The sequence below is a fragment of the Planctomicrobium aquicomposti genome (assembly GCF_051466325.1).
GTDB lineage: Bacteria > Planctomycetota > Planctomycetia > Planctomycetales > Planctomycetaceae > Planctomicrobium.
This window is the reverse complement of the sequence record NZ_CP195792.1, coordinates 2,598,431-2,618,118: the sequence shown is the minus strand read 5'-3', so window position 1 is coordinate 2,618,118 and position 19,688 is coordinate 2,598,431. Positions and strand designations below refer to the sequence as shown.

Annotated in this window: 23 protein-coding genes and 1 tRNA gene; 12 read left to right on the top strand and 12 right to left on the bottom strand. The window is 58.0% G+C overall.

Annotation, left to right across the window (positions count from 1 at the left end):
• Positions 1-25 precede the first annotated feature (25 nt).
• A complete protein-coding gene (locus tag SH664x_RS10170; RefSeq protein WP_437200705.1) occupies positions 26-562 on the top strand; it encodes a rhodanese-like domain-containing protein in 537 nt (178 codons plus the stop codon).
• A 113-nt stretch (positions 563-675) separates the two neighbouring features.
• Here SH664x_RS10170 and SH664x_RS10165 read toward each other — a convergent pair whose 3' ends face one another.
• From SH664x_RS10165 to SH664x_RS10130, 8 genes are all read right to left on the bottom strand, one after another.
• Entirely contained in the window at positions 676-1,437 is a 762-nt protein-coding gene (locus tag SH664x_RS10165; protein ID WP_437200704.1) for a hypothetical protein, read from the bottom strand.
• 163 nt (positions 1,438-1,600) lie between these two features.
• On the bottom strand, positions 1,601-2,248 hold the full coding sequence (locus SH664x_RS10160; protein ID WP_437200703.1) for an ABC transporter ATP-binding protein: 648 nt from the start codon (positions 2,246-2,248) through the stop codon (positions 1,601-1,603).
• Positions 2,245-3,144 (bottom strand): ABC transporter permease, encoded by a 900-nt coding sequence (locus SH664x_RS10155; protein WP_437200702.1) that lies wholly within the window; start codon positions 3,142-3,144, stop codon positions 2,245-2,247. The genes SH664x_RS10160 and SH664x_RS10155 overlap by 4 nt, the downstream gene beginning before the upstream one ends.
• A complete protein-coding gene (modA, locus tag SH664x_RS10150; protein WP_437200701.1) occupies positions 3,141-4,022 on the bottom strand; it encodes a molybdate ABC transporter substrate-binding protein in 882 nt (293 codons plus the stop codon). The genes SH664x_RS10155 and modA overlap by 4 nt, the downstream gene beginning before the upstream one ends.
• A gap of 89 nt (positions 4,023-4,111) precedes the next feature.
• The gene (gene recG, locus SH664x_RS10145) at positions 4,112-6,196 is read right to left on the bottom strand and encodes an ATP-dependent DNA helicase RecG (protein WP_437200700.1); all 2,085 of its coding nucleotides are present in this window, start codon (positions 6,194-6,196) and stop codon (positions 4,112-4,114) included.
• 53 nt (positions 6,197-6,249) lie between these two features.
• Positions 6,250-6,714, bottom strand: a complete 465-nt coding sequence (gene rnhA, locus SH664x_RS10140) for a ribonuclease HI (protein WP_437200699.1) — start codon at positions 6,712-6,714, stop codon at positions 6,250-6,252.
• Between the two features lie 33 nt (positions 6,715-6,747).
• A complete protein-coding gene (gene infA / locus SH664x_RS10135; protein WP_437200698.1) occupies positions 6,748-6,966 on the bottom strand; it encodes a translation initiation factor IF-1 in 219 nt (72 codons plus the stop codon).
• Between the two features lie 234 nt (positions 6,967-7,200).
• Positions 7,201-7,437, bottom strand: a complete 237-nt coding sequence (locus SH664x_RS10130) for a hypothetical protein (RefSeq protein WP_437200697.1) — start codon at positions 7,435-7,437, stop codon at positions 7,201-7,203.
• A 321-nt stretch (positions 7,438-7,758) separates the two neighbouring features.
• On the opposite strand from SH664x_RS10130, the gene SH664x_RS10125 reads away from it, so the two are divergent.
• From SH664x_RS10125 to SH664x_RS10115, 3 genes are read left to right on the top strand one after another with little or no spacing between them, the layout of a single operon-like run.
• Positions 7,759-8,895: an ABC transporter permease gene (locus tag SH664x_RS10125; protein ID WP_437200696.1), complete on the top strand. Its 1,137-nt coding sequence runs from the start codon at positions 7,759-7,761 to the stop codon at positions 8,893-8,895.
• Entirely contained in the window at positions 8,892-9,707 is an 816-nt protein-coding gene (locus SH664x_RS10120) for an ABC transporter ATP-binding protein (RefSeq protein ID WP_437200695.1), read from the top strand. The genes SH664x_RS10125 and SH664x_RS10120 overlap by 4 nt, the downstream gene beginning before the upstream one ends.
• Positions 9,704-10,807 (top strand): HlyD family secretion protein, encoded by a 1,104-nt coding sequence (locus SH664x_RS10115; RefSeq protein ID WP_437207166.1) that lies wholly within the window; start codon positions 9,704-9,706, stop codon positions 10,805-10,807. The genes SH664x_RS10120 and SH664x_RS10115 overlap by 4 nt, the downstream gene beginning before the upstream one ends.
• Before the next feature lie 226 nt (positions 10,808-11,033).
• Here the strand turns inward: SH664x_RS10115 and SH664x_RS10110 are convergent, their stop codons facing one another.
• The gene (locus tag SH664x_RS10110; RefSeq protein WP_437207164.1) at positions 11,034-11,291 is read right to left on the bottom strand and encodes a hypothetical protein; all 258 of its coding nucleotides are present in this window, start codon (positions 11,289-11,291) and stop codon (positions 11,034-11,036) included.
• Positions 11,292-12,012: 721 nt separating this feature from the next.
• Between SH664x_RS10110 and SH664x_RS10105 the strand changes: the two genes are divergently transcribed.
• The 6 genes from SH664x_RS10105 to SH664x_RS10080 all read left to right on the top strand — a co-directional run bounded on the left by SH664x_RS10105 (position 12,013) and on the right by SH664x_RS10080 (position 15,202).
• Positions 12,013-12,183, top strand: a complete 171-nt coding sequence (locus tag SH664x_RS10105; RefSeq protein ID WP_437207162.1) for a DUF1328 domain-containing protein — start codon at positions 12,013-12,015, stop codon at positions 12,181-12,183.
• A 410-nt stretch (positions 12,184-12,593) separates the two neighbouring features.
• Positions 12,594-13,052 carry a CsbD family protein gene (locus SH664x_RS10100; protein WP_437207161.1) on the top strand — a complete coding sequence of 153 codons (459 nt, stop codon included), beginning with the start codon at positions 12,594-12,596 and terminating at the stop codon, positions 13,050-13,052.
• Between the two features lie 269 nt (positions 13,053-13,321).
• Complete coding sequence (locus tag SH664x_RS10095) at positions 13,322-13,582, top strand: hypothetical protein (protein ID WP_437207159.1); 261 nt, start codon at positions 13,322-13,324, stop codon at positions 13,580-13,582.
• A 136-nt stretch (positions 13,583-13,718) separates the two neighbouring features.
• Positions 13,719-14,189, top strand: coding sequence for a hypothetical protein (locus tag SH664x_RS10090; protein WP_437207157.1), 471 nt, complete (start codon positions 13,719-13,721; stop codon positions 14,187-14,189).
• 342 nt (positions 14,190-14,531) lie between these two features.
• Positions 14,532-14,918 carry a phage holin family protein gene (locus tag SH664x_RS10085; protein WP_437207155.1) on the top strand — a complete coding sequence of 129 codons (387 nt, stop codon included), beginning with the start codon at positions 14,532-14,534 and terminating at the stop codon, positions 14,916-14,918.
• Between the two features lie 89 nt (positions 14,919-15,007).
• Complete coding sequence (locus SH664x_RS10080; RefSeq protein ID WP_437207153.1) at positions 15,008-15,202, top strand: hypothetical protein; 195 nt, start codon at positions 15,008-15,010, stop codon at positions 15,200-15,202.
• Between the two features lie 534 nt (positions 15,203-15,736).
• On the opposite strand, the gene SH664x_RS10075 is transcribed toward SH664x_RS10080, so the two are convergent.
• The 3 genes from SH664x_RS10075 to SH664x_RS10065 all read right to left on the bottom strand — a co-directional run bounded on the left by SH664x_RS10075 (position 15,737) and on the right by SH664x_RS10065 (position 17,544).
• Positions 15,737-16,654, bottom strand: coding sequence for a GntR family transcriptional regulator (locus tag SH664x_RS10075; protein ID WP_437207151.1), 918 nt, complete (start codon positions 16,652-16,654; stop codon positions 15,737-15,739).
• A gap of 75 nt (positions 16,655-16,729) precedes the next feature.
• Positions 16,730-17,068, bottom strand: a complete 339-nt coding sequence (locus SH664x_RS10070; RefSeq protein ID WP_437207206.1) for a hypothetical protein — start codon at positions 17,066-17,068, stop codon at positions 16,730-16,732.
• Positions 17,032-17,544, bottom strand: coding sequence for a transposase (locus tag SH664x_RS10065; RefSeq protein ID WP_437207150.1), 513 nt, complete (start codon positions 17,542-17,544; stop codon positions 17,032-17,034). The genes SH664x_RS10070 and SH664x_RS10065 overlap by 37 nt, the downstream gene beginning before the upstream one ends.
• 711 nt (positions 17,545-18,255) lie before the next feature.
• Here SH664x_RS10065 and SH664x_RS10060 point away from each other — a divergent pair.
• Positions 18,256-18,329: transfer RNA gene (locus tag SH664x_RS10060), tRNA-Arg, on the top strand.
• Positions 18,330-18,510: 181 nt separating this feature from the next.
• Positions 18,511-19,680: a tyrosine-type recombinase/integrase gene (locus SH664x_RS10055; protein ID WP_437207149.1), complete on the top strand. Its 1,170-nt coding sequence runs from the start codon at positions 18,511-18,513 to the stop codon at positions 19,678-19,680.
• Positions 19,681-19,688: the final 8 nt, after the last annotated feature.

Sequence of the window (19,688 nt, the reverse complement as noted above, 5' to 3'; positions counted from 1 at the left end):
CCGGATTCATCAGGAAGGAACCAGTATGAGTGCCACCATTACCGCCAGCCAGCTGGCCGATCTTCACCGACAGGGGAAGCCCATCGACCTGATCGATGTCCGCACTCCGGCGGAGTTCGGAGAAGTGCATGTGGACTTTGCCCAAAACGTCCCGCTGAATCAGCTGCAGCCGGAACAGGTGGTGAAAGCGCGTCGGTCACCCGCCGAGGAGCCGATCTATGTGATCTGCAAATCGGGAGGCCGAGGACGCCAGGCGCAAGAACAGTTCATCAAGGCCGGCTTCCCGAATACGGTGAACGTGGAAGGGGGAACCACCGCCTGTCTGAACTCAGGGCTGCCCCTGACGCATGGCAAAAAGGTGATGTCGCTGGAACGTCAGGTCCGGATCGCCGCCGGTTCACTCGTTCTGCTGGGAGTCATTCTTGGCTGGTTTGTGGCCCCCGCATTCTTTGGGTTGGCGGCTTTCGTCGGGGCCGGTCTCGTCTTCGCGGGAATCACCGATACCTGTGGAATGGGAATGTTGCTGGCACAGATGCCGTGGAATCAGAAGTGCTCACGCTGAGTTAATGCAGGGACACATTATGGAAACTGTTGAAGTTCCAAGGGTGGCCCACATTCCCGCCTGAGCATTTCGATGATTGTCTGTGCTGTCTTCGCCACGCAAATGTGAGCATTTCACCTGACGAAACGGTTGCTGTGCGGGCACGGGAGACAGCAACGTGTTCTGAGCGACTCGTGGCTGTTCTCCACAGACACAAGTTTGAGTCGATTGCCCAACAGGCGAGACAGGTCGGTCAGGTCATAACAGCGCAGCGCCCCGTGGACCGCATTATCGAACTGACCTTTCGTGGCATTGGCAGACGCGATAATCGCCGCCGAGGTGGGGAGCGCATTCAGCAGTTGCACATCTCCAAAGAGCTTTGACTCCAGCGCGGCTGCGTGCAGGGCCGGAACACTGACACTCCCTGCAGCGACTAGTGTCAACGGGCGAGCTGAGGGAGCGGCGCCCTCCTGATTCTTCATCCACCGGGCACAGACCATCAGATCTTCAGTGCGATTGCCGACGAGACTCTGCCCCAGGACATAAGCAATCGTCGCCAGCTTTCCTTCACCGCCGTGGAATTTTTCCTGTCGAGACCCACTCCGGGGCGCGGTTTCACACGTTCCACGCAGATCGACTGCCAGCACGGTGGCCCCGTTCCGTGCGAGGCGCTCCGCGCTAACGTGAGATTTCCCTTCTCCGCTGGATGCCTGCTTCCCCTTTTCATGGACGTAGAGCGAGGGGCTTGCTGGCCGATACCGGAGTGCGGGCAAAGGAACTCCATCAGGACGAGTGATCAGCCAGCGTTCAATCGTTAACCCGGATTCAGTCGACCAGGCCGTGTTCTGTCCCAGCAGAATGGCGCGACGGATTTCACTTCCGGGTGAGGTAGGCAATCAGGTCCGCGAGATCCTGGGGAGTCAACTGCGTATGTGTCTGAAAACCGTGACGGACGGCGACGGTGCAACATTCGCAGCGGTCACCAGGAAAATCGAGTTGTCCTGAACGGCCTCAACAGCAAATGATTGCAACTGGTGTAACACGGCCGGAGCGACCGCCTCAGGTCAACGTCAGCGGCGTGATCTGGCCATCGTCCATGCCCCACAACTCATCTCCCAGAGCCCGCGCCTCATCGCGACTGTGAGTGACGTGCAGGACGGTGACCTGCGTTTTTTTCTGCACATCGCGCAGCAATTGTTGCAGATCTCCCCGCGTTTCTTCATCAACGGCGCTGAGTGGCTCATCGAGCAGCAGGACCCGTGGAGAAAAAGAGAGTGCCCTCCCCAGCGCGACTCGCTGAGCCTCTCCGCCGCTGAGACCCGTCACCGGGCGGGAAAGCAACGGCTCGACCCCGAGCAGCGTGGCGAGTTCCCGCACCCGTTGTTCTCGCTGAGGGCGAGGAATGCTGCGGATTCTGAGCGCGAACTCCAGATGTTCGTGGACGGACATCGTGGCAAACAGTGCCAGATCCTGAGGGACATAACCGACCTGCCGAGCCGCCGGGGAGCTGCGGGTCATCTCTTTGCCCGCGATCAGCAGTTTTCCCGACTCGATCGGTCGCAGCCCGCAGATCGCCTCCAGCAGTGTCGTCTTTCCCGTCCCACTTCGTCCCATCAGGACGACATAGGCTCCGGGCCGGACCGAAAAGCTGATCTTCGAGAGCGAGAAGTCCCCCGCCCGAATCGTGGCCTGTTGCAGGTCGATCATATGCGCAGCCGATCTCCCAGAAGCCGAAGTACCAGCAATACGATAATCGCAATCGTCACCATGAACAGCGAGACCCCGACCGCCGCTTCGAGATTTCCCACGCTCATTTCCAGAAACACGGTCGTTGAGAGCACCTCGGTCCGCATGCGCGTCGCCCCCGCGAAGACCAGAATTGGCCCGAATTCTCCGAGCGCCCGGGCCCACGCCACAGTAAACGCCGCCAGAATCCCCGGGAGGGCCTGCGGCAGGCAGACCCGGACAAACGCCTGCCCACGCGAACAACCGAGCGTTCGGGCAACATCTTCTGCACGCGGATTCATTTGCGCAAAGACAACCCGCATCGTCCGGATGACAAACGCGGTCGCAATCACAAACTGCGCCAGCACGACAGCCCCCACATGATGCGTGATGGCGATCCCCATGCGTCCGCGCAGCCAGGTTTCCAGATCCGTTCCGTTCACCGGCAGATGAAAGAGGATCAGCAGGCTCAGACCCAGAACCAGGGGTGGCAGCACAATCGGCACATCGACGAGCGTGTCCACAATCCCGCGTCCCCGGAAGCGGAAACGGGTCAGCAGGTAGGCCAACGGGACGCCAACCCAGAGGGAGAGTATGGCCGCCAGCGTGCAAGTTTTGAGAGTGAGCGCGACGGCGGCCTGAATCTCCGGTTGCCGCAGCGCCTGCCAGAGATGTTGAGGAGACGTGTAAAGCACGTCTGCCAGCAGCAGCATCAGAATGAGGACCACATAGCAGCCCCCCAGCAGACCTAAGCCTGCGAGGAACGGCCAGTCGCGGCTCTCCCGGAATTCTCCGGCGAAGACCGGGCCGCTACCTTCCGGAGGGCCGTTCTGCGTTCTTTTGGCATGGGCCGGGCCGGACATGATCGGAGAGGTCATGGAGCCACCGGAGTTTCCGGAGTTTCCGGAGTCGTGGGTGACTCGTGCGCAGACCGAGTTCCGTTCATGGGAGTGAATCCGTATTCCACATAGCGCTTCAGACCGTGGTTTTCATGGGAGAGGAACCGGGCAAACTTCAGCGCCCTCGCACGCTGACGGGATGTCGTGAGGACCGCCACCTTCACCGCAGCCCTCACAGCAGCCAGTTCAGGCAAGCGAATCGGCTCCAGCGTCGGATCGGCATGAAGCACCACATCATACGAGATCGTCGCATCGGCGGCACCGAGCTTCACGTCATTCGTGGCTTCGGTCACCGTCGTACGGAAGGCAATCGTGTTCCGCTCCAGTGCTGACCAAAGGTCCTGCGGCTGCAATGCCTGACGGGTCAACAAGCCGACCGCCGCAACATCGGGGTTGGCCTGCACCAGCCGGACGTCGGATCGAAGCAGATCCTCAAAATGCTGAATCCCGCATGGATTTCCCTGTTTGACGGCGATCACCAGCTGCATGGTCGCCAGCGGGACAACCTCATCGATCAGTTTCCTGTCGGTCGCCAGCTTGAGGTAGCTTTCATCGGCCGGAAGGTACAGGTCTCCGGAGCGACTGACGTCGAGCGTGGAGAGCAACGTCTGCGAAGGACCGTACTGGCCGAGCACACGTTCTCCGGTCGCCTCCTCATAATCCTGAATCACTTTCTCAAGAACAGCCCGGTTGCTGGCTGCGCAGAGAACCACTAACGGCTCGGCCTGCGCGGCATCCTCAGGCTGACCGGTCGCAGAGGGCCCCAGGCTCCGAACAGGCCCCCGACCAAGTGAGAAGATGATCATCGCTGCCGCGACGAGCGAGAGAGCTGCGAGAAACAATGGCTGTCGCTGCATGGACGATCTCGACAGTTCAATGAACAAATCACGGCCAGTCTGTGAGCGAGGGCTCCCGGGAAGCGAAGCGATGTCCTTCGAAGCGATCCCTATCCGCTCTGCGGCAGGTCCATCAATTCGGTGAACCGGGACAGCACTTTCCGTCTGAGATCCGCAAACGGAGCTTCGTCGAACGCTTCACTCCCGACAAGCCGACGGGCTTCCTCACGGGCCAGCTCCAGAATTTTTTCTTCCTGAAGATGGCTGAAAAACCGAAGAGGCAAGGCCCCGTGCTGTCGACTCCCGAGAATGTCCCCCGGCCCCCGCAATTCGAAATCCTGTTCGGCCACTTCAAATCCGTCACTGGAACGTTCCAGCACAGCCAGCCGTGCAACCGCATCTGCCGAGTCCGATTCCGAAAACAGAAAGCAGTAGCCACGATACTTGCCACGTGCCACGCGACCACGCAGCTGATGCAGCTGCGAAAGTCCGAAACGTTCTGCTTGCAGAATCACCATCAATGTCGCATTGGGGACATCGACACCGACCTCGATCACCGTCGTCGCGATCAACGCATCCAGTTCGCGATCGCGGAAGGCGGCCATCGTTGCGTCCCGTTCATCGCGATTCATCCGACCGTGCACCAGTCCTACCCGGAAGTTTCTCAATTCACGCTGTTTCAATTCCTGAAACACCTGTTCTGCAGCCGCTGTCCCCAACGCGGTCTCCTCCCCGGAGTCCACAAGCGGGCAGACGACATACAACTGCCGCCCCGACTGCAGTTTCTCCGTCAGAAAGCTCCACGCCTTCTGACGGGCGGCGGGGCCGACGATCTTGCTGGTCTGCACGGCCTGCCGGCCCGCCGGACGATCTTTGACCGATGTGACATCGAGGTCACCGAACTGGGTCAGGCAGACGGTGCGGGGAATTGGCGTTGCGGTCATCACCAGAATATGCGGAGGAGCCTGCGAGGTCTGGCTGAAGTGGGCCCGCTGGGCCACACCGAACTTGTGCTGTTCATCGATGACCGCCACGCCCAGCTTATGAAAGCGGATTCCCGACTGAATGAGCGCCTGCGTGCCGACGATCAACTGAATGGAGCCGTCCGCAATTCCATCGACAATTTCGCGTCTCCGCCTGGCCGTCAGGCTGCCCGTCAGCAGTGCCCGTTGCACCCGGCTTTCGCTCAATGCGGAATCAATGGTGTCCCAATGTTGCGTGGCCAGCAGCTCGGTCGGGGCCATGACCACAGCCTGCCAGCCCTGTGCGACCGCGGTCAACATGGTGTCGATGGCGACGACGGTTTTCCCCGCGCCGACATCCGCCTGCAGCAGCCGGTGCATGGCGTATCCCGCTTTCAGATCACCGGCAATTTCACGAACCGCCTGATTCTGTCCGTCGGTATACGGAAACGGAAACAGGCGTCGAATCCGGGCATCGATCTTTGCGGTCCGTTCGATGACCGGAGCGTTGCACCGTGCTCGCCACAATCGCCGCCGCAGGGCCACACCGAGCTGAAATTCAAAAAGATCATCGAAAATCAGCCGGCGACGCCCCTGTTCGTATTCAGCAACCGTCCGGGGCTGATGCACGCTTCGGAGAGCTTCTGACAGCGACGGGAATTTCAACTGTTTGCGGTAATCTTCCGGCAGGGGATCGGGAATCTGCTCAACCGCTTCGGCCACCGCACTGCGCATCATGCGGCGCAGCTCCGCGGCACTCAGCCCCTCGGTCAGGGGATAGCGAGTGAGGATCAGTTCGGAATTGTCGAAGTCTTCATCCGCACCGAGCCACTGCACATGCGGATGCGAAAACTCCCAGCGGCCTTTGCTCTGCTTCGGCTTGCCGGAGAACAACAGCTGCTGGCCCACTCCCAGTTTCCGGAGCATCCAGGGCTGATTGAACCACATCCCCCGCACGAAGTCGCTGCCGCAATCCAGCAGCACGCTCACCAGCGAACGATTATTGCGCAGCTGCCGGGCGTCGAGATCGACGACCGTTCCACGGACTGTCTGCGAGGCGTCCGGTTCGAGTTCATGCGGAGGGCGAACGCTGGTGAAATCCAGTATCTCGCGGGGCAGATGCCACAGCAGGTCTCCGACGGTCTGGATATTCAGCCGGGAAAGGACCGCAGCCCGATCGGGACCAACCCCTTTCAGGTACTGAACAGCAGTGTCGAGAGACACGGGGAACATCACCAGTAAGTCCGCAGCGGAAAAAGTGAGGCGAAGCAGTTCGAGCCACACTCTTATTTGTATTGCTGCGCGGCGGCGACGGCCAGTTGATCGCACCGTTCGTTTTCAGGATGGCCGCTATGTCCCTTGATTACTTTGAAGCGGACCCGATGCTTCCCGAGCAGCTCATCGATGCGGCGCCAGAGATCTTCATTCTTTACCGGCTTCCACGAATTTTTCTCGCGTCGGCGCCAGCTATTCTTCTTCCAGTTGGGAAGCCATTCCTGTGCCCCCTTAGCGACGTAAGTGCTGTCGGTGATCACTTCCACATCGCTGGCGCGGCTGAGCGCCTCCAGGCCGCTGATGACAGCCATCAGTTCCATCTGGTTGTTGGTCGTTTCGCGATCTCCGCCAGAAGCTTCTTTTTCTTTGCCGCTGGCCGGGTGACGGAGAATATACCCCCAGCCGCCGGGACCGGGATTACCACTACAGGCACCGTCGGTAAACAGCTGAACGAACGGGCGGGACGGTTCCGGCATGGAAAGCGACTGGCAGTCGAACGGATTCGCGAACTATTTCGAGCGGTAGGTGATACGGCCCCGCTCGAGGTCGTACGGAGAAATCTCCACCTTCACCCGGTCGCCTGGGACGATACGAATGAAGTTTTTGCGCATCTTTCCGGAGACGTGCGCGAGGACGATATGGCCGTTATCGAGTTTGACTCGAAACTGCGTATTGGCGAGTGCTTCAAGCACTTCGCCTTCCATCTCAATGGCCCCTTCTTTGGCCATAAACCTGCCACCTTTCAAGGAGTGCGAGCGGATCAACGGGGGAATCGGGAAGTCTATCGGCGTGCGCGCAAAAGAGCAATCGGGCTGGACTTGAACACTCACATTAACCGAAGTCAGGTCCGTTTCCCGGCATCCCCAGCGCCACTTGGGGAGGAAAGTTTCCATCAACGTGGCGACATGTCTGACAACGAGATTCTGCAGATCCGGGAAGATCGTTTTAACTGACCGGAACTCTCAAACCTGCTCCTGTCCTGCCAGCCAGAAATCCGGCGGAGTGGGAAGTGCACTCTCCCGGAGATCCCATTCGACCATTTTCAACTCGTGCTGAAGCCACAACTTCCGCAGTGCCAGGATGCCGCCTAACTGACTATCCTGAAATGAGATAGAGTCGGCCCACCGCTTGGAGCCCGTCAGTGCCGGAGCACCTTCCGAGGAGCCAGTCACGGGGCTGAACATCGTTGTCGGAGACATGCCCCTGATATCGTCCCCGCAGCCCTTCCTCCACACGAGATTGCGACCGGGCGGCAAGACTGTCACGACCGCTTTCACAATCGCGGATCAAACCCGGGAAAAGAATGTGACGACTCTCACAGGACTGCGGTCACACCGTCTACAATCGGGAAGATCATCATTTTTGAGAGGTGTCGTTCGGCACTTCTCCGAGATTTCAGCAAAAGTTCGTCTTCAGATTCGTGCCGACGCGTTGTTCCATACCTTTCCGTTGGGAAAGTTCCTTCGGGCGACCGGGGCGGCCGGACTGAGATCCAACGAGAGCAGGGCCAGCAACATTTTATGGCGTGGATCGGCTTCAAAATGTTGTTTGGCGACCGGGTCAAGCTGCTCGGGATCGTGCTGGGAATCACCTTTGCCGCGCTGCTAATTGCCCAGCAGGCTTCCATTTTCTGCGGGCTGATGCTGCTGACCACCAGTGCCATCCGTGACCTGCGCGATGCTCCGCTGTGGGTGATGGATTCCAATATGGAAAACATCGACAACATTAAACCGTTGCGAGACATGGATCTGCAGCGGGTCCGCGGCGTCCCGGAGATTGCCTGGGCAGTTCCCTTCTTCAAAGGTCAGGCGGAATCGCGGCTGCCGAATGGAGATTACCGCTCCGTCATTCTCCTGGGAGTGGATGATGCCACTCTGATCGGCGGCCCCAAAAAAATGATCATCGGCAAGCTGGACGATCTGTGGCTGCCGGATGCAGTCATCATTGATGAACGGGGCTGGAATCATCTGTGGCCCGGCGAGCCCTACGAAGTCGGTCGAATTCTGGAGATGAATGACAAACGGGCCCGCGTCGTGGGAGTTTGCAAGATGCTGCAAACATTCCAGGCGTTCCCCATCGTGTTCACGAGGTATAGCGCAGCCATTGAATACATTCCCAATGAACGGCGAGTCATGTCGATGATTCTGGCAGATAAAAAGCCGGAATATTCCGATGAACAGGCGGCCGCCGCCGTTCAGAAACAGACCGGCCTGATGTGTAAAACCCGGGTTGAATTCGTCTGGATGACCATCTGGTACTACATGCGCGAGACCGGAATCCCCTTCAACTTCGGCATCACGGTGGTGCTCGGATTTTTTGTCGGAACCGCCATCGCCGGCCAGACTTTCTATCTGTTCACGATGGAGAACCTGAAGCAGTACGCCATGCTCAAGGCCATGGGGGCGACCAATCTTCGCATTACGTTTCTCGTCATCATGCAGGCAGCGGTCGTCGGCCTGATCGGCTATGGACTGGGCGTTGGCATCGCGGCACTCTTCGGCGAGTTTGCCAAATCAACCGACAAGCTGGCTTTCTATATGCCGCTGCAGGTTCTGGCCGGAACGGGGGTGGCGGTCACCCTGATTGTCACCGTGGCGAGTCTGCTGAGCCTGCGACGACTACTGGTCCTCGATCCTGCGGAGGTTTTCCGCGCATGACGTCACAAGGCACGACTCCCCGAGCGTCCACTGCGACGCCCTCTCAAACTGGAAGCAGTGCCGGCCCGCTGGCGGTGCGGTGCACACACGTCACTAAAGAGTTCGGCGACGGCAAAGAGAAACTGCTGGCCCTGAAAGATGTCAGCATTCAGGTTGAAGCGGGGCAAATGACATTGCTCGTCGGGCCCAGTGGCTGCGGGAAGACCACATTACTCAGCATTATTTCAGGCCTCCTGCCGCCGACCGGCGGGGACGTGGAGCTCTTCGGTACGAATCTGCTGTCGCTCTCGGGATCCGCCAAGGTGCAGTTTCGGGGAAAGAACATCGGGTTCGTCTTTCAGCAACACAATCTGCTCTCTTCGCTGACGGCAGCCGAGAATGTCGCTGTTCCGCTGACGCTCGCGGGAGTCTCAAGACGTAAGGCCCTGGCCGCAGCCAACGAATATCTCGCCAAAGTGGGGCTGGCTCGGCGCGGCAATTCACTCCCTGATGTCATGTCGGGTGGAGAACGGCAGCGCGTCGCAGTCGCCCGAGCCCTCGTTCATGAACCGCGTCTGCTGATGTGCGATGAACCGACCGCCTCGCTCGATGCCCATTCGGGGCATGTGGTGATGGAACTGTTGCGGAATGTGGCGGTGGAGACGGGCCGTGCTGTCATTGTCGTCACCCACGATTCCCGGATTTTCCACTACGCCGATGCGATGATTCAGATGGACGATGGACGGGTCGTCCGGGCTGAAAAAGGTTATTTCGATGCGCATGCTCCTCATGTCGAGGCCGCCCCGCATTTTGAGTCGACAGGTGAACCATGAACGCGTTCCTGAACGGAGCACTGAAAATCGGCCTGCCGCTGCTGACGGCCTGCATGCTCATTTTTGCCATCTGGCATGTCTCCCATTCGAAAGCACTCGAGCCGGTCGTGGAGCCGACCACCAAACCTTCGCTCTCTCCCTACCGAAAGACCGTTTCAGGGTCGGGCATGATCGAACCGCAATCGGAGAACATTGCCATCGGAACGAACCTGCCCGGGATCGTGGCCGAAGTGTTCGTCAAAGAAGGCGACCGTGTCTCGCAGGGAGCACGGTTGTTCCGTCTCGATGACCGGCAGGAGCGGGCTCGGCTCAAGGTGGCCGAGGCCCAGCTGGCACAGGCTCAGGCGGAACTGTCCGAACTGCGAGCCCAGCCGCGAAAGGAACAGATTCCCATTCTGGAAGCGGGCGTCCGTGCGGCGGAGGCGACGGTGAAAGAGAGGGAGGATGATTTCCAGCGTCAATCAGCTCTGGCCAAAAGCCAGGCGACGACGGAATCGCAGGTGATGATCTCACGTCAACTGCTGGAGAACGCGCAGGCGAATCTGGAACGAGCCAAAGCCGATCTGGCACTTTTGCTTGCAGGTGCGTGGGAGCCGACAATTTCTGCGGCTTATGCGCGCGTACGAATGGCAGAAGCCAACGTGGAAGAAGCCCAGACGGTTCTCGACCGGATGACGATGTGCACGTATGTGGCGGGAGATGTTCTGCAGGTCAATATTCGCCCGGGAGAATATGTCAGCACGCCGTCGTCCGAGCCGCTGGTGCTGGTCGGTCAGCTGGATCCCCTGCACGTCCGGGTAAACATCGACGAGTACGATATCCCGCGTTTTGAAAAGGGGACACCCGCACTGGGCATGTTGAAAGGACATCCCGACAAGACCTTCGAGATGAAGTTCGTGCAGATCGAACCGTATATCATCCCCAAAACCTCATTGACCGGACGCAATACGGAGCGGGTCGACACGCGGGTGCTGCAAGTCATCTACGAAGTTGTCGATCACCCCGAGAATCCGCCTCTCTATGTCGGCGAGCAGGTGGATGTTTTCCTCAACGTGGATCCCGAACGACCGATCCCGGCAGACTGGCTGCCAGGAAAATAGCGGAGACTCGGACACAAACAAAAGTGACGAGCAAGGCCGCTGCACCACCGCGGGCTTGGTGGACACAGGCAACCCTGCTCGTCATTCCATGTAGAAAAGAAATCCGAGCTAGACTGAATCGGAGAGGTCGTCCCCGCCTCGTAATTTGCGCAGACAGGAGTTCACTCAAGCCTCGGAACGGGCGAATCACTCCAGTGCGCTCACGCTGTCAGTCTTCTGTTGCGAACTACGCAGCTCGTTCATCGGGAGAATCGCGACGGTCCAGCAGGATGCGGACAAATCGACGCGAAGAGACGGGAATCTGGCGGACTTTGCCTGCCTGTCCCCGAGCTCGACGGGCCCGCTCGGATTCCGTCCATTCCGCCTGAATTTCGCGGCAGCTTGCCAGAATCTCTTCACGGGTTGGCAGGTAAACATCGTCCCGCTCGAACTCCGCCCGCCCCATATCCACTTCCAGTTCACGATCAAGTTCTGCCACAGCCATTATTCCGCTCCCCTGTGAGGTTGTCATCGATCGGTGAGAGACAATTGAGGGTTGAAATCAACCCTGCGAGAATTCCACCAGCGAAAGTCGGCAAAGCAAGTCGTGTGCCGGATCTTGACTCGTGCGAGAAAACACGCGTTTCACTAGGGATTTCCCACGCGCCCAAAATTTGTCGCCGCCCCCGAAGGCGTCCCATCGCCCGATCCCGTCTCCGGGGAACTGGTCGAATGGCGACCAGTCAGCCGGATCTCCCAGGAATAACCCAGGATTCGTCTCCTCAAGAAGTTGTGTCATTCAGAACCGAGCGACCTTCAAGGTTTCCCCAAACCGCGAATTCAGACAGCCCTGTCACCCTGCTCCCACCATTAAAAAAGAAACTGGCAGCAGCCTGACTTCGTAGATCCACGGGACAGCACTCCACCTGTCCGTCCGTCGGGGCGATCCCGAGGAACAGGCGTCTCGCCCTCCAGCAGGTCACCCAAAACACTCCCTCGCCGTGAGATCGATCGCGGGACCTCCTGAGAGCTGTCAGCAATCTGGTTGTCCAAAACTCAATCTGGATGAAGCGCGAGCGACACGCTGTCAGGTCAATCCATCCCCGTCACGAAGGTGCTTCCGGCTGTGATTGGTACGCCAAATGCTGAATCCCTTTGACAAGTCTTCCCTCCAAGACGAACCCACTCCGGGGCTGACACCTCTCACGAAGACAGGAGATACAATCATGTTAAGCTGGGCAATCACATTTTTGATCATCGCACTGGTTGCAGCACTCTTCGGATTTGGCGGGATTGCCGCCGGCGCCGCAGGGTTTGCGAAAATCCTCTTTGCGGTCTTTATCGTGCTGTTTCTCGTCAGCATGATTGCGGGTGTGGCCCGTCGACCGACGGTATAACCCGTCTACCCGTTGAAGCTGTTTAGCAAGAGCTGGGATCGATCTTCGATGCCAGCTCTTTTTATTTTTAATGACTGGCGATGAGGTATTTGTTTTTACGGGCCGCTCTGCGACGAATGATGCTTGCACAGACTCAACGACTCGGTGAAATCGTTTTTCCGGTCGCAGGGCGAGCAGATCGTCAGCCATCTCTCCAACGGAGTGGCAGGAATTTCACCAAATGGATAATTCCAGCCACAATTTGCTCGATTGGCCGTCGTCGAATTGGATAATGAGCTGAGTTCGGAGTGTTGGAACATCCTTTGCTGTGGGTGAAACGAGTCCAACCGGGACTCGCAGCCTGTTTGAGCCACAGCTCACAGCAAGAGTTCTGACAGCGTTTACCCCAACAGCAACAGAGAGGATCTGACATGATTACCCGACAGGAATTGGAAGGGAAATGGAAGCTCGTCAAGGGCCAGATTCGTGAAAAGTGGGGCCAACTCACCGAAGATGAGCTTCAGGAAGCAAAAGGGAGTGCAGAGCAACTCGTCGGGGTGATTCAGCAGAAGACCGGCCAATCACGACGGGAAATCGAAGCCTTTCTCGATGAAGTGGTTCAACAGGGACAAGGCGTTGCCCAGCAGGCTGTCGACACAGCCCGGCAATACGCAGACACCGCCAGCAAAGCGGCGCGAGAATACGCTGAGACCGCCGGCAAACGGGTTCAGGAAGGCTATCAGCAGCTGACCGAACAGATTGAAACCGGCATGGGCGAGGCCCAGCAACTTGTTCGGCATCGTCCACTGGAATCGGTCATAGCGGCCTTTGGGGCCGGAATTATTTCCGGTGTGGTGGTGAGCTTGCTGATGCGATCGGATCGCCGTTAATCGAGAGCCGGTTGCGTTTTCGAGTTCTCGCGCAATCAGCGTTTCGCCTGGTGAAATGCCTGACATTCGCTGCGCCAGAACGGGGCAAGCACAGTCCGCTTAAAACCAGAAGACGGCAGGCACTTTGACAAGGACGAATTGACACGGGTCCGAAACTCCCGGGAATCCGAACATCGATTGCCTGGGATCGGACCTTTTTTCTGGACCTCGAAGAGGAGACGGTTCCAATGCAAGGCCAGCGATCACGATTTACTCAAGCAGAACAGTCGATGCAGCGGTCAGCAAACGAAGGCCATGGCGTGATGGAGTGGGCCAACGAACGGGTCGAACAACAACCTCTCGAATCGTTGTTCGCAGCCTTTACTGCAGGTTTCGTCCTGGGAATTGGTGCCGTTGCGGCTTACTGTGCCTCTCAACCGCAGTCCACCCGACAACGGTTGATGCATCAAAGTGAGAACCTCAGCGAGCGGATCGCTGAAGCTGTGCACAAGCACCTGCCGGCAAATATTGCCAACCTGTGGCGATCGTAGGGTCGATCGCTCTGTCCGGTGACCGTGCGGTGCGTATTGGGGAAAGGTTCTCCAATATTGCCATAAGGGACAGGACGGTCAGGCCACATGCCCCGGCTTCCTCTTTTTCAGCCCCCATGCTCAGGAACTTTCATCCATGTCGACGTCCGATCCGCAGGAAGTCGAACGTATCTGCTACCGGATGCAGCGGATTCGCGGGTATCTCGATAACGATGTCGAGGGACTCATCGCCCACGCCCAGCAGCTGACGGATTGGCGCTATTATCTCAAGAGATATCCGTGGGCAATTGTCTCCGCTGCGACGGCGCTCGGGTTTCTCCTGATCCCTCGCAGGCAGAGTCTGAAGAAAATTGTGCTGGACACGGGGGCGGCGAAGGAGCTGGCGGCGATCAATGAGAAACTGGGGAGTGGTGCAAGTCAGGCGAAGCCAGGCCTGCTGCAGTCCTTAGTGATGATGGCTGCCACGACGTTTTTACGCTCTGGCGTCGTCTATCTCGGAGAACAACTGAAGCAGGGGAATCTGAACCTCAACCTTCTCAAGGGACTGAGGCGAGTTCCTCCCCGGAGGCCCGCCCCCGAAATTGATTCCGTAGACCGGACTCCCTAGAACAGCTTGCTCTGTTCAGGAGCCGGCCACGGACGGTGACATGAAGTATAAAGAGACTTTCGCTGTCGCGGCTGAAATCCGCGAGACAAACACCCGCATCGGCAGGTCTGCGATGATTCACGCAAAAAACGGAAATCCCGCATATACAAAAGTGCCTCCAAAGGCTCCTCCGGTGAGACAGCCGCCACTGAGTGCCTTGGTCAGAACTGAGCAGAGGGTTGGAAAATGGATCATGCAAAATCCCGTACTCAGTATCAGCCTGGCGTTGGTGTTGGGGATGGGAGCCGGATTCCTCCTGAAGCGGCGATAGGAGGTCAGTCGACGCCGAACGCTTATTCCGGAATGCGCACGAATCTTTTCGCGCTTGTTCAGGACGCGTTTCGTCTGATTGATCTTCAGTTTCAGCTGCTCAGTATCGACGTCCGTGAGTTCTGGCAAAAGGCGCGTACGGCACTGATCATCAGCGTTGTGGCGGGCATTGCCTGTCTTGCCGCGCTGCCGGTCCTGCTGCTGGGGATCGCGTATCTGCTGCAGGATTGGCTGGAAATCTCGTTTGCGACGGCAGCAATTTCCATTTCCCTGGGGATGATGGCGATCTGCTGTCTCGGTGCCTGGGTCAGCATCCATAATTTGACTCGAGCCGGCGGGATTCTCGGACGGTCGAAAAAGGAGTGGCAGGAAAACGTGGCCTGGTTTCGGTCCAGTTTCCTGAAGCAGGACGATGATTGAACTTCAGGCAATCAGCTTTTCTGATGATGCCGTTCGCTCTCCCTGCAGAGCGATTCACTATTAACACTTGATCAGTAGAGGAGCAGATCATGAGCACAACACCCAAAACCCGCGGCAACGAAATGGGCGCAGCCCAGGTCGCCAACCGTTTGTCAGAAAGTCAGCAGCCGCTGGAAGACCTGTCCCTGTACCTGAAGGCCTATGCCCGTGAAAAACCGGAGATGGCTGCCCTCTGGTGCTTTGGAATCGGATTTGTCCTCGGCTGGAAACTGAAACCCTGGTAAGGATCAGCACGCGCCTGAGACTCCCGCTCGGAATCAGATCGAGACTCCCGATATCGCGGGAGTCTTTTTTCGTGGGTGCAGGTTGCACTTTCCATTGCTGGCGAAGCAAGCGTGTCTTACGGCGAGAGGCTGACAGCCGAGTTGGGAGGACAGTGCCATCCACAGTCAAAATGCTCCGATCCCGGTTTCGTCGAGCAATACTAATCGCTGCAGCGACCGCGGCTGAACCAGAATCTCCCACCAGCGGTGTTTTTGTAGAACGCCCGGACGGAATTGTTTCGCCGCTTGCGCGATTTTTTTAAATGTGATTCCACAGGGTTTTAAAGCCTTCCACAACGTCGGAGAGCAACCTGACAGATGCCACTGAGCCTGACGCTGGATGAGTGCCAGACCGGGCTGCTCCTGTTGGAACTCCGAACGCTGTTACCACGCGCAGGTAAATTGAGAGATTTGATTGCCTAATTCTCGCTCGCGGGAAGTGAGGCGTCGTCACGCACAGCGCCCACTGCCCCCGTCTTGAAAGAACGGCTTGCACTACGCAGGGCTGGTGCCGCTTCTCGCACCGGCGGAGTGCAACAGAGCTGAGGCCTGACGATCGATGATTCGGCTGAGAACCGGGTGGTTACTGCGAATGTGATGAGCCAGCGCGCGGCGGGCTGATTTCCAGTCGCGCAGCAACAAGGCATCGAGAATTTCGCGATGTTGACGCACAGCTTCAATGGCTGCCGCGCGGTCTTCGTCTTCCCAGTCGAAAAGAATTTCGTAATAGCGTCCGTGACGTTCGAAGAAGTCACGAATGTAGGGATTGCCCGCCTTCTCAATAAGATAGGCGTGGAGCGAGTTGTCGACCATGGGCTGCTCGCCCTCTGCTGCAGGGATCTGGTTGCCTTCCAGCATCCGCTGGAGATCTTCATCACGCAGAGATGGCCGTGCCAACTCGAGGGCCTTCAGCTCGAGAGTCTCACGAACCTCAAGAAATGCCCGCATATCTTCCTGCCGGAAAGGGCGAACAACCCACCCACGGCGGGGAAGGTGCTCGAGTAGTCCCGACCCGGCCAGCCGGTGAAAGATATTCCGCAACGCCGAGCGGCTGACGTGGTACTTCTCGGCGGTTTCCTCTTCCCGGATCTGAACCGGCTCGCCCCCCAGGCTGATTTTGACAAGGTCGCTGGAGACCTGACTGAGCAGTTCAACGGTCGGATCCGGGGGAACGACTGGCCGATGGTCTCCAACAGCGAGTGTGTGATCCGGGGGCTTGGCGGGGCTGAGCCGCCGGTTCTCCCCTTTGATCAACAAGCCTTCGGCAATGAGTTCGTTGACGGCAGCGCGTACCGGCGTGACGCTCACCTGATACAGGCTTGCGAGTGACTCCAATGTCATTTTTGTCGGCAGCGGACGGCCTGAATTGATCCGTTGCTGCAGATCACCTTTGATATGTTCAACAATAGTCATTCCGAATCAAAATACACTGCCGCCCGGTTTCGGTCAATTGGCAGTGACGCGTCGGAACATCATACCGAATCGGATCTAACAGCCCGTTGAAGTTGGCAGGTTTTTGACTTGTCTGGGTGTGAATGTGTGCTGCGACGTCAACTGCCAGTCGGGGGACTGGATCGTCGCTTGAAGTGCTGTTCTCACCGTCGGTGAGCGCAGAGCGATTTTTAGAGCGGTCCAGAGCAGCACACAGACACCCCAGAGTGCCAGGAATGCCCCCAGTCCGCCCTGCACGCCTTTCGGTTTGCCGATGCCGAACGCTTGGAGCATCAGGAGGCCCAGGTTCCTCGCGGCGGCGACGATCTGGTAACGCTTGTTGATCTTCTCGATTCCTCTCAGCCAGGTTCGTGTCGCTCCGCCGGTCTCGCAGATGTGGGCGAAGCTGCGCTCGACTTTCTCGCTCCGCCGACCGCCTTCAGCTTCAGCAGGCCGTGCTGGTCGATGATACTGAGGACCTCCTGAAACACCTGCTCGTGAATGTTCAGCGGGAGCCGGTCACGGATGCGAGTGAGTGAACTGTGATCGGGAGTCTCTTTCCCCAATAGAATCCCCAGGAACCGCCACAGCGACAACGAATCTTCACATCGCCAGGTGATGCCCCGCTGCGAGTCGATCCCTTCGAAGTCCCCCACCAGCAGCATGCGGAAGGACACACCCGGCGGAATCGACAGCCGGCCAGTTCGGGCGTAGAACGGTCGGCAGAGGTCTTCGAGAATTCGATCGAACCCGGCCTGGGTGAGCACCTGGTTGAGCTTGTCGTCAAAGACATGCCCCGGCCGTTTGGAGAGGTTCTGGACCGGCATCCAGAACTCCTGTTGCCGCGACTCTTCCCGCTTCCCCAACCTCATCCCGGTCTCTCCCTGAGAAGTTCAAACCACAACCGCCCGCAGCCGATCAGAGATGTCAAACACAGGAGAGAAATTCAACGGGCTGGTAACTCTCTGCCAGAAAACGCCTTCGGCAGTCTCCGCTGGCGCACCGGAGATGAAATCGCCTCCCGACCGGTTTGGGTTGATCTGACCACCTGTTAGATCCGAGTACGAGATGCCGGACTTCAGAACTTCGATCCCTGCATCCCGGAACAGTCCATTGCCGGCCGTTGTGCGAGCGGGGGCCCCTTTTTCCCCGGCAACATCCTTGACCTACCGCCACTGGGCGTCATTCAATTCGTGGCAGCGCGGGTTCAGCTTCTGCTCCTTCTTGAGATCACAAAAGCCTCAAGGAATTGTGCTTTTGACAGCCGACCGAATGTCCGGGCGACTTGGTTGAAGTTCCGTGCAAAATCACTTAATTCGCTGGAATGCCGCGGGCATCCAGTCCAGACTGTGCACCAACGACGGCCGAGAGAATCCGTAGAGGCGGCAAAAACAGCGTCTCGCACCGTCTCGATGACGAGAGCTGCAACGATTTCTGGCGGTAGCCGTTGCGAAGTGAACCGTCGAGGGATAAAAAGCGTCCTGACTGCCCCTCTGCTGGAGAGATCTGGAGGGAGGCGGGCTGAAGCGACCGGCAAAACACTTGAGTCCGCCTCGGCAAGCCGATACAACATGTCTCCACCAGCACCCCTAGCTCAATTGGATAGAGCATCGGTCTACGGAACCGAAGGTTTCAGGTTCGAACCCTGAGGGGTGCACTTTACCAGATAAGGACTTGCGTCAAACTCTGGTAACCGTAAAATTGCTTGTCACAGGTTTCTGTCACTGAATGTGTGACCCCTGTCACAGAAAAGACCCCCGTCAGCTGTCACTGACGAGGGCCTCGCAACGAACCTCTCGGCTCGTGGCTGGATTTTTTTCCAGTCGGGAGGTTCAATCATGCCGAAGTTTGCAAAACCGTGGTTTCGTGCATCGCGTGGTGTCTGGTACGTCACGCTGGATGGAAAACAGGTCAATCTTGGCCCAGATCAGGCAGTGGCATTCGATGAGTATGCCCGTCTGATCTCTCAGCCCAAAGAAGTCCGGCAGGCCCCTGCCCATTCTTTGCCTGCGGTCATCGATGCTTTTCTGGGGTGGCTCAAGCCCCGTCGGGCATCGGATACGTTCGAGTGGTATCGCTATCGTCTGGAACGCCTTGCTCGCCGGTATCCCACGATCGGAGCTTCCCAACTGACCACCGCCATGGTCGAAGACTGGGTTGATGAATACTCTCTCTCGGTGACATCCCGGCGAAATTACTTTCGGGCTGCCAAAAAATGCCTGAAGTGGGCCAGATCCCGTGGATTGGTGAAACGAAACCGCATTCGCGATCTGGAAGTTCCTTCCGGTGAAAGCCGGGAAATCGTGATTACAGCAGATGAGTATCAGGATCTGCTGGACAACATCCGGAATCCGGGAGTTCGTGATCTGGTGATCACCACCTGGGAGACGGGTTGCCGTCCGCAGGAATCGCTGCGCGTGGAGGCCCGCCATGTCGACCTTCCGAATCAACGCTGGGTTTTTCCAAAATCCGAAAGCAAGAACCGGAAACTTTCGCGGGTTGTGTATCTGACCGATGCCGCTGCCGCCATCACATCGCGACTGGCGGTCGCTCATCCGACTGGCAAACTGTTCCGCAACTCCAACGGAAAGCCGTGGAAGCCGGATGCGGTCAATGATGCTCTGCTGCTGGCCCGGATTCGGATTGGAAAACGGATCATGAAACAGCAGGGCATCACGATCAGCGACGAGGAGATCGAAACATTTGCCAAAACGCTGGCGCCCACCTGCCGCGTCAAGCAGAAGAAAATCACCAAATCCGCTCGGATGCTGTTTGTGGAAGCACGGATGAAGCTGACCAAAAAACTGGCGGCCAGCCTGGCTCCGCGATATTCGTTGTATGCACTGCGTCATACCTGGGCCACCAATGCTCTGCAGAAGGGAGTTGATCCACTGACGACAGCAATCCTGATGGGGCATTCTGACCCCAGTACGCTGTCGCGGGTTTATCAGCACGTGGCCCTCAATCCGGTGCACATGCTCAGTCAGGCCCGCAAAGCTGCGGAGTGAAGACGTTC

Coding starts and splice junctions, on each gene's coding strand:
- SH664x_RS10170 (WP_437200705.1), top strand. CDS start 26: ATGAGTGCCACCATTACCGCCAGCCAGCTGGCCGATCTTCACCGACAG.
- SH664x_RS10160 (WP_437200703.1), bottom strand. CDS start 2,248: ATGATCGACCTGCAACAGGCCACGATTCGGGCGGGGGACTTCTCGCTC.
- SH664x_RS10155 (WP_437200702.1), bottom strand. CDS start 3,144: ATGACCTCTCCGATCATGTCCGGCCCGGCCCATGCCAAAAGAACGCAG.
- modA (WP_437200701.1), bottom strand. CDS start 4,022: ATGCAGCGACAGCCATTGTTTCTCGCAGCTCTCTCGCTCGTCGCGGCA.
- recG (WP_437200700.1), bottom strand. CDS start 6,196: ATGTTCCCCGTGTCTCTCGACACTGCTGTTCAGTACCTGAAAGGGGTT.
- rnhA (WP_437200699.1), bottom strand. CDS start 6,714: ATGCCGGAACCGTCCCGCCCGTTCGTTCAGCTGTTTACCGACGGTGCC.
- infA (WP_437200698.1), bottom strand. CDS start 6,966: ATGGCCAAAGAAGGGGCCATTGAGATGGAAGGCGAAGTGCTTGAAGCA.
- SH664x_RS10130 (WP_437200697.1), bottom strand. CDS start 7,437: ATGTCTCCGACAACGATGTTCAGCCCCGTGACTGGCTCCTCGGAAGGT.
- SH664x_RS10125 (WP_437200696.1), top strand. CDS start 7,759: ATGGCGTGGATCGGCTTCAAAATGTTGTTTGGCGACCGGGTCAAGCTG.
- SH664x_RS10120 (WP_437200695.1), top strand. CDS start 8,892: ATGACGTCACAAGGCACGACTCCCCGAGCGTCCACTGCGACGCCCTCT.
- SH664x_RS10115 (WP_437207166.1), top strand. CDS start 9,704: ATGAACGCGTTCCTGAACGGAGCACTGAAAATCGGCCTGCCGCTGCTG.
- SH664x_RS10110 (WP_437207164.1), bottom strand. CDS start 11,291: ATGGCTGTGGCAGAACTTGATCGTGAACTGGAAGTGGATATGGGGCGG.
- SH664x_RS10105 (WP_437207162.1), top strand. CDS start 12,013: ATGTTAAGCTGGGCAATCACATTTTTGATCATCGCACTGGTTGCAGCA.
- SH664x_RS10100 (WP_437207161.1), top strand. CDS start 12,594: ATGATTACCCGACAGGAATTGGAAGGGAAATGGAAGCTCGTCAAGGGC.
- SH664x_RS10095 (WP_437207159.1), top strand. CDS start 13,322: ATGCAGCGGTCAGCAAACGAAGGCCATGGCGTGATGGAGTGGGCCAAC.
- SH664x_RS10090 (WP_437207157.1), top strand. CDS start 13,719: ATGTCGACGTCCGATCCGCAGGAAGTCGAACGTATCTGCTACCGGATG.
- SH664x_RS10085 (WP_437207155.1), top strand. CDS start 14,532: ATGCGCACGAATCTTTTCGCGCTTGTTCAGGACGCGTTTCGTCTGATT.
- SH664x_RS10080 (WP_437207153.1), top strand. CDS start 15,008: ATGAGCACAACACCCAAAACCCGCGGCAACGAAATGGGCGCAGCCCAG.
- SH664x_RS10075 (WP_437207151.1), bottom strand. CDS start 16,654: ATGACTATTGTTGAACATATCAAAGGTGATCTGCAGCAACGGATCAAT.
- SH664x_RS10065 (WP_437207150.1), bottom strand. CDS start 17,544: ATGAGGTTGGGGAAGCGGGAAGAGTCGCGGCAACAGGAGTTCTGGATG.
- SH664x_RS10055 (WP_437207149.1), top strand. CDS start 18,511: ATGCCGAAGTTTGCAAAACCGTGGTTTCGTGCATCGCGTGGTGTCTGG.